Source organism: Paenibacillus sp. 01T422 (assembly GCF_056398785.1).
This window is the reverse complement of record NZ_JBFTQB010000227.1, coordinates 1-7,644: the sequence shown is the minus strand read 5'-3', so window position 1 is coordinate 7,644 and position 7,644 is coordinate 1. Positions and strand designations below refer to the sequence as shown.

Here is a 7,644-nt window from a genome sequence, read left to right as displayed (position 1 = left end):
AGCGAGCATATGCCTTTCTTGCTCATAATCATCGAAAGATGAATCAAGTCCCTCTTCCATTTTGCGCAGCTTGATGTAGGCACGATGGTACTCATCACTACTGAGAAGTTCGATCTCTTCATCCACCCAGGCTTCCTCGATTTCAAGCTTTGCAAAAAGCTCCAGCTGCTCCAAAATCCATTCTTTCATCAGCTCTAAGCGATTAGGGAGCCTAATGGCGGTATCATAGCTGTAAAAGTGCTCCACCAAACGAGCCGCGCCAAGTACCTCTTTATCACGAAACTTTATAGGGTTAAATAACATTCCCACTTGCTCAAGCTGCTTCTTATAAGCCTCTATTACGGCAAGAAAAGCAGTTGAAGATTTATAATAAATTCCGCTCAAGCGAGCCTCATAAGCTTCTTCAGTCGCTGGCGTTCTCTCGGACACATCCTCAAGCCTGCCCCTCATCAATACATATTCCAATTGTGTAAAAGAGTCCTCAACCTCAAACATGCCGCCCAAACGATGTTCCAAATAGGCTTGGTAGGTCGTTTGCTGCATATTTTCTTCGCCTAGCTCGGGCAGCACCGTGGACACATAATGATTAAAAAGCGGATTAGGCGAAAACAAAACCATCTGATCCGAACTCAGCTTATCCCGGTGCTTATATAGGAGGTAAGCCACTCTCTGCAATGCGGCTGACGTTTTGCCGCTGCCTGCGGCACCCTGCACGATCAACATATGGGCGCTGTCGTTGCGGATGATGCGGTTTTGCTCTTTTTGAATGGTCGCTACGATCGTCTTCATTTGCGCATCCGAACTTCGGCTGAGCACTTGCTTCAGCAGTTCATCACCGATTGTCACGCCAGTATCGAACATAAGATGAATAAGACGATCGCGAATGACGAATTGACGCTTCAGAACCATTTGACCCTCTACCGCGCCATTAGGTGTAGTAAATGCGACTTCTCCCGGAGCAAAATCGTAATAAAGGCTGGAGATTGGAGCCCTCCAATCGTAGATAAGATACTGACCTGCTTCCTCATCCAGAAAAGACGCAATACCCAGATAGACAGCCTCTACTTCCCGTTCACCACGTTCAATGAAATCGATCCGGCCAAAATAAGGGGAGTGGACAAGCCTTCTCAGCTTGCCTAAGGTTCTAGTTGCCTGGCGCTGCGTTCGTTCCCGCTCAGATAGCACTTCGGATTGCTGTCTCATGCTCGCGATGGATTCTACCGCATCTTCCGCTGTACTCATATCCATCGTGACTTCGTCCCAATAATGCTTACGAATCTCAACGACATCAGATTGGACCTGGCCAACTTGCTCTTCCAACTCTGTGATTTTGACGGCTATCTGCTCTGTTACTTCCTGCACTCTTTGCTTTTCCGCTGCCCTTGCTTGATCTGTCAGACTCATTCCAACGCCTCTTTTCTTACCATTTTATAACGATTTGACATGGGGGTTGTTTTGGTGCTATAATTAAATTAGGATAAAAATGTTTATAATGCAAAATATTTGAATCAATCTTTATTTTAACAATTAACTCTCCAAAAATCAATAAAAACCCTAGGTCTTTGACCTGGGGTTTTCTGGCATTCTTTCTTAGTTTCAACATTCTATCTCCTGAAGACTCAACAGCCGTGCAATTCACGAATTTGGTTCACTGCTCGGATATGATGTTTGACGTGACCTGCCATCATTTTGAGCAATTGTGCTACGGACTCTTCACGGTCTTTCGTAGTAACAGTCCTCCCAAGCGCATTCGGCAAGTGCACGCATAATCCAAGAATATGCTGCCTCGCAGCCCTGAACAGCTGTACTTCTGCATGAATCGGTCGATTCCGATAATCCAGTCCTGTGCTCCAATCATCCTGCGAAAAGCTGTTGCCTTGGAAAGACCGCCCTGACTCCGCCAATGCGAATTTCACTTTATGCAGCGTAACCAGCTCTAAGTCGATCAGATGCAGGACTTGCTCGCGAATAGACCATTTGCCTGGGGCTTGCGCCAGACTAAGCTGCTCCTCCGTCAATCCCGCTATTGTGCTTTCTAATTCGTCAGCACCCGCTGCATACATCTGTACAATCTCAGTATGGGTAGCCGGCAACTCCTCCCAGTACACAAACGTATATCCGTCGATGTCACGCACAAATAGCTTACGAATATGACCTGGATTCTCTTCTTTTCGCAGCTCCTTGCAGCCCCTGGCTTGCAGGTTAAGCTCCTCAGCATTCACCGAAGCTACGCCAACGTAGATGAGATCTCCTTTTTTGGGCGAGGTGCGCTTGCTTTGCAGCCAGCTTCCAATCAGCTCTGTTTGCTCTTCCGTTACTAACTGAGCAGACGGTTCTTTTTGCTGCTGTATCAACACGGCGTCATAGTCTGTCGYGATTCGCAGCATTGCAACAAGACCGGAAGCGGCTCTTTGGAGCAGCTCCCAGCCCAGTTGTTTCGTATAAAAGGCAATCGACGCCTGAAGATCATCTACCTGCAAAAGCAGCTTCGCCTTGTTATGTTCCATCGTTCTACTTCTTGGCCGCTCGATAGGCCTCGATATATTGCGCAGCCCGCTTGGCAACGAGGCTGTAATTACCTGTTTTGACTGCTTCGCTGGTCAAATCCGAACCAATGCCGACAGCAACGGCGCCGGCCTCAATCCATTCACCGAGGTTGCTTAGCGATACCCCGCCGGTTGGCATAATGTTCGCCTGCGGCAGCGGACCTTTAATGGCCTTAATCATCGCCGGCGAGTAGAGATTGCCGGGGAAGAGCTTCACGATATCGACGCCAAGCTCCAGCGCCGTCTGAATCTCTTGAATCGTCATGCAGCCAGGCATGACAGGCACACGGTAGCGGTTGCAGAGTGCAACCGTGTTCGGGTTAAGCGACGGGCCGACGACGAACTCGGCACCGCTCAGGATCGCTGCACGCGCTGTCTCCGGGTCCAGGGCTGTGCCCACCCCGATAATCGCGTACTTGGAAGCGTCCTGCGCCTGGCTTGAGTAGCGCTTCGCTAGCTCCTCGATTGCGCGCAGCGCAAATGGCACCGTCATCGTGACTTCGATGACTTTAATGCCGCCGGCAATGRCTTGATCCGCCATTTCAACGACTTCTTCCGGCGTTTCGCCACGCAGTACGGCAACGACGCCTTCACTAGATATTTGCTGAACAAGTTTCAATTTTTTCAATGGAATCTTCCCCTTCTTTTGCAAGCATAGAATTAGCGTTCTATATGTTTAACATCGTTAAGAATTGCGTCTACTTGCTCCCAAGTTGGAGCGCCTTCCCAATCTCCTTCGGTTTGAACAATCAAGGAGCCGACCAGATTACCAATARGCACCGCTTCCGCGTAATCGTACTCTTTGGACAAGCCTACCAAAAATCCCGCACAAAAACCATCACCTGCGCCAACCGTATCCACCACTTGCTCCGCTTTGAAATAAGGAACCGCTGTGATCGTATCTTGTGTTACGACATAGGTTTCGTTCTCGCCGCCTTTGACGATGGAAACAGCGGACAATTCACGCAGCTTGCTCACAATGACATCCCAGTCATCCGTCTGGTAGAGCAGCTTCAGTTCATCGAGGCCTGGCAAGAAAATATCCGACAGCCTGGCAAGCTCAAGCAGCACAGGACGCGCTTCCTCTATCCCCCAAAGTTTCAACCTCAGGTTGGGATCGAAACTAACTTTGACGCCATGCTTACGGGCCAAACGAACTGCTTCAAACGCCGCCTCTTTGCAAGACTCGCTGAGCGCCGGTGTAATGCCAGTGATATGAAGGATTTTTGCCCCTGCAATATAGCCTTCGTCCAAATGCTTAACGCTCATCTGGCTTGCTGCTGAGTTTTTGCGATAGTAGTAAACGGAAGTTTTGCCCATGATCATTTCGCGCATCATAAGCCCTGTCGGTGCTTCTGCCGTCAGTTCAGCACGGGAAACATCGACACCTTCTCCACGGATTTTTTTGAAAATCAAACGGCCCATAGGGTCCTTGCCTAAACGTCCAAACCAGCCTACTTTCCCTCCAAGGCGGGATATTCCGATTGCCACGTTGCTTTCCGCACCGCCAAATAAGCTGTGCAGCTCAGACGAGTACTCCAGTCCTTTCCCGTTAGAAGGCATCAGCAGCGCCATTGTTTCGCCAAAGGTAATAATGTCAGGTCCGGTAACCGCTTGCGATTGTGTATTCGTCGTCATATGAGTTCTCCATCCATTTCCTGATCGTTAGTTGAAACGTTTAAATAATACATATATCTCATATTATAGTGTATAACGATCGTTTGTACCAGATAGTAAGATTAGAAGGTAAGCTCAGAAGGAGAAAAAACCTCAGACTTTTGTCTCAGGTTTCATCTGCCTTATCTTACAGCTAAAATCCGGTAGCTTCGGCTTTAATCAACTCTTGCTGCAATTCATCATGAATTTCACCGTTGGTGGCTAGTATGTTGCGAACCGCCAAACTGTAAGGTCTGCCTTCGGTGTCGGTCACCTTACCGCCTGACTCTTGGATCAGCAATGCACCCGCTGCAATATCCCAAGCGTTCAGACCAATTTCCCAGAAGCCGCTCAGACGTCCTGAGGCTACATAAGCCAAGTGAAGCGCGGCTGAGCCTGCAATTCGAAGGTTGCGTACTTTTGGAGATAGCGCCTGAATACCTTTCAGGTTAATCGGTAATGCACCATTGCGGTCCGCTGGAAGACCTGTTGCAACCAGACTGTTGGACAGTTGCCCATCTAGCGATACGACAGTCTTTTTGCCGTGCATATAAGCACCTTTCCCTTTCTCTGCAACGAACAGCTCGTCACGAGATGGGTCATAAACGACACCAACAATGATCTCACCCTTGTGAGCAAGTGCAATCGAAACAGAGAAGAACGGGAACCCGTGAACAAAGTTCGTAGTTCCATCAATAGGATCCACAATCCACAAGTATTCTTCGTCGCTCATGGCTTGAAGCGCTTTGGCCGATGCTTCCGGACCAGGCTCCACCCCTTCTTCACCGAGAATGGAATGATCCGGGAAATGCGTCATGATCAAGTTGCGAATCAGCTTTTCCGACCCTTTATCCACTTCGGTCACCAGATCCTGCGGAGAAAATTTCGTATCAACACGGCTGATTTCGCCCATTTTGCTCTTGATCCATTGCCCAGCCTTGGCAGCCGTATTGATAGCCACTGCCGTAAAACTCTTACTGCCGATGACGAACGGCTCCGCCCCACCATTTACCACTTATATCAACTCTTTCTTTTTTATTTAGATTTAGAAGTAAGTTAAGTATAGTAAATTATACGTTTTAAATACTAGTGCGTTTCATCCCAAAATATTCGTACATTTATACATTTATTAATAAAAAAAGGAGATTTTCAGATATTTACAAATAAAAAACCATACTGCCGCGTAGGCAATACGGTTTTCTGGGAAGTCATACGACATTAAAATAGCTTAAATTCCAACGATGTGGTAACCACCGTCAACATAAATTACTTCACCCGTAATGCCGCGGGACAGGTTGCTCATCAAGAACATCGCTGTATCGCCAACTTCTGCAGTTTCCGTTGTTTTGCGCAGCGGAGCCTTCTCTTCTACTTGACGCAGAATCGAGTTGAAATCTTTGATCCCTTTGGCAGCCAAGGTACGAATCGGACCAGCGGAAATACCATTCACGCGAATGCCGAATTGGCCGAGGTCAGCCGCCAGGTAGCGCACGGAAGCTTCCAATGCAGCTTTGGCAACGCCCATGACGTTGTAGTTTTTCATTGCGCGCTCTGCGCCAAGGTAGGTCATTGTCATAATGCTGCCGCCTTCTGTCATCAGCGGATAAATGCGTTTGGAAACGGCAACAAGGGAATAAGCACTGATGTCATGCGCTAAGGCAAAGCCGTCACGCGAAGTGTCGACGAACAATCCGTCTAATTCTTCCGTTCTTGCAAAAGCAATACTATGTACAAGGCCATGTACGACACCGAACTTCGCTTTAAGCGTATCAGCTAACGTATCAATTTCAGCGTCTACCGTTACATTACAAGGCATAAGCGTTGAACCTGGAATCGTATCAGCAAGCTTGCGCACGCGTTCCTCAACACGCTCATTTTCGAACGTAAAGACCAGATTTGCTCCTTGTGCTGCTAAGGATTGAGCAATAGCCCATGCGATGCTGCGATCATTGGCAACACCCATGACAAGTATATTTTTTCCTGTTAACAGTTGACTCATGGCCGGAAAAACCCCTCTCAACATTGGATTATGCGTCATTCATACCCATTCTCCAAAGTACCCCATTTTGCCAAACATTTCAAGAAATAAATCTGGGCCGTTACAGCTGGATCGAGGCTTGATCGAGGATAACGACTCCTTCCTGGAGCTTAAAATCCTCCATCAGACGAAAAAGCGCCTCATCCTTCATCTTCGCTTCAATCATGATGTCTAGCCTTGGGGTAATAGGGGCAATTGCACGAAGAAAAACAAGAAGGGGCTCAACTTCCACATAATCGGCATGGCTTCTCGGCTCCGTCTCGCTTTTGGGGCTTGAGACGTGAATCTTCGGCGGCACCTCGTTTGACCAGGTTTGTTGAATACGCGGCCACAGTTCAGCGGCTTCTTCTCCCTCGTTGTTCACCGCATGATGATGAATATCCAGAACCATTGGGACTCCTACAGTTTCAGCAATTTCCAACGTCTCTAGCGCATTGAATGTTTTATCGTCGTTCTCTAAGGTAATCCGCTTCTGAATCTCAGGGCGCAGCGTGGAAAAGTTGTGGATAAATCGCTTTGCCGCCTTCTTTTTATCCCCATACGAACCGCCTACATGAATGTTGCACATGGCCTCCGGGCCAAGTCCCATCGCATTAAGCATCGCGTTATGCCGTTCCAGATCCAGTATGGACTTCTGCAGCACGTCATCTTTGGGAGTGCTCAGGACAGTGAAGTGGTCTGGATGAAAGCTGACGCGCATACCCGCTTGCTTGGCATAAGCGCCAAGCTCCTCGAATTCCGCTGAAAGCGTGGGGATGGGGTCCCAGTCCCCTAACATTTCATGCCCGATAAGAGGGATGAATCTGGAGGAGAAGCGGAACACCATGATATCGTGAGCTCGGTTATGCCGCAGCAATCTCAATGTATTATGCAAGTTTTCCACACCCAAGCGTTCCAGCTTCCGGATGGCAGCCTCCCGGTCCAGCAGCTTGCTGAAGCTCGTGACTGTCATTGTTTTGGACGGCGATGCATTTTTGACAACCGCCGACATCGCCACATACCCAAGGCGAATAATCATGCACATGTAACCCCCAAGAAAGTTCAGGTCAAAATCCTGTGTTAGGTTACCCTTTTTCCACTCGCCACATTCACTAGAGCGGCTAGGAAAGTGCAGCAATGATTTTAAAACCGCAATAAGCCGTTATTGCTATTGGTAACGGACTTAAGGCCAGCATGCCAAGTCTAGTGGCACGGTCTTCTTTTCGCAGAGTTAGCAAATTGCCAAACAACCATATGAGGAGGTACAGGAGCAATACCCCTGACGCTGAGTACTTTTGATCGATTGAAGAAGGGACCATGAAGCCGTAGAAGCCGAAAATCATATAAATAAGCACATAAGGCGTCGGTATGCAGAGCACGATATTGAATAGCCAATAGGCGGTAAATTTAAATTTCATCCTATTC

At 48.2% G+C, this 7,644-nt stretch carries 8 protein-coding genes; all 8 read right to left on the bottom strand.

Annotated features, from left to right (window positions below; all coding sequences use genetic code 11):
* Positions 1-1,404 (bottom strand): RNA polymerase recycling motor HelD (gene helD / locus AC1DUA_RS14710; protein WP_477500480.1); only part of this gene is annotated, 1,404 nt, incomplete at its 3' end.
* A gap of 215 nt (positions 1,405-1,619) precedes the next feature.
* Positions 1,620-2,507: a DinB family protein gene (locus AC1DUA_RS14705; protein WP_477500479.1), complete on the bottom strand. Its 888-nt coding sequence runs from the start codon at positions 2,505-2,507 to the stop codon at positions 1,620-1,622.
* A gap of 4 nt (positions 2,508-2,511) precedes the next feature.
* A complete protein-coding gene (locus AC1DUA_RS14700; RefSeq protein ID WP_477500478.1) occupies positions 2,512-3,174 on the bottom strand; it encodes a bifunctional 2-keto-4-hydroxyglutarate aldolase/2-keto-3-deoxy-6-phosphogluconate aldolase in 663 nt (220 codons plus the stop codon).
* Between the two features lie 32 nt (positions 3,175-3,206).
* Entirely contained in the window at positions 3,207-4,184 is a 978-nt protein-coding gene (locus tag AC1DUA_RS14695; RefSeq protein ID WP_477500477.1) for a sugar kinase, read from the bottom strand.
* Positions 4,185-4,356: 172 nt separating this feature from the next.
* On the bottom strand, positions 4,357-5,217 hold the full coding sequence (locus AC1DUA_RS14690; protein ID WP_477500476.1) for an inositol monophosphatase family protein: 861 nt from the start codon (positions 5,215-5,217) through the stop codon (positions 4,357-4,359).
* A gap of 213 nt (positions 5,218-5,430) precedes the next feature.
* Positions 5,431-6,201: an enoyl-ACP reductase FabI gene (gene fabI / locus AC1DUA_RS14685; protein WP_127455090.1), complete on the bottom strand. Its 771-nt coding sequence runs from the start codon at positions 6,199-6,201 to the stop codon at positions 5,431-5,433.
* Between the two features lie 100 nt (positions 6,202-6,301).
* Positions 6,302-7,258 (bottom strand): UV DNA damage repair endonuclease UvsE, encoded by a 957-nt coding sequence (uvsE, locus tag AC1DUA_RS14680; protein ID WP_477500475.1) that lies wholly within the window; start codon positions 7,256-7,258, stop codon positions 6,302-6,304.
* 82 nt (positions 7,259-7,340) lie between these two features.
* On the bottom strand, positions 7,341-7,644 hold a 304-nt coding region (locus AC1DUA_RS14675; RefSeq protein ID WP_477500474.1), incomplete at its 5' end, for a hypothetical protein.

Bases quoted from the DNA above. Each gene is read 5' to 3' on its own strand.
- fabI (WP_127455090.1), bottom strand. From the start codon at position 6,201: ATGAGTCAACTGTTAACAGGAAAAAATATACTTGTCATGGGTGTTGCC.
- uvsE (WP_477500475.1), bottom strand. From the start codon at position 7,258: ATGATTATTCGCCTTGGGTATGTGGCGATGTCGGCGGTTGTCAAAAAT.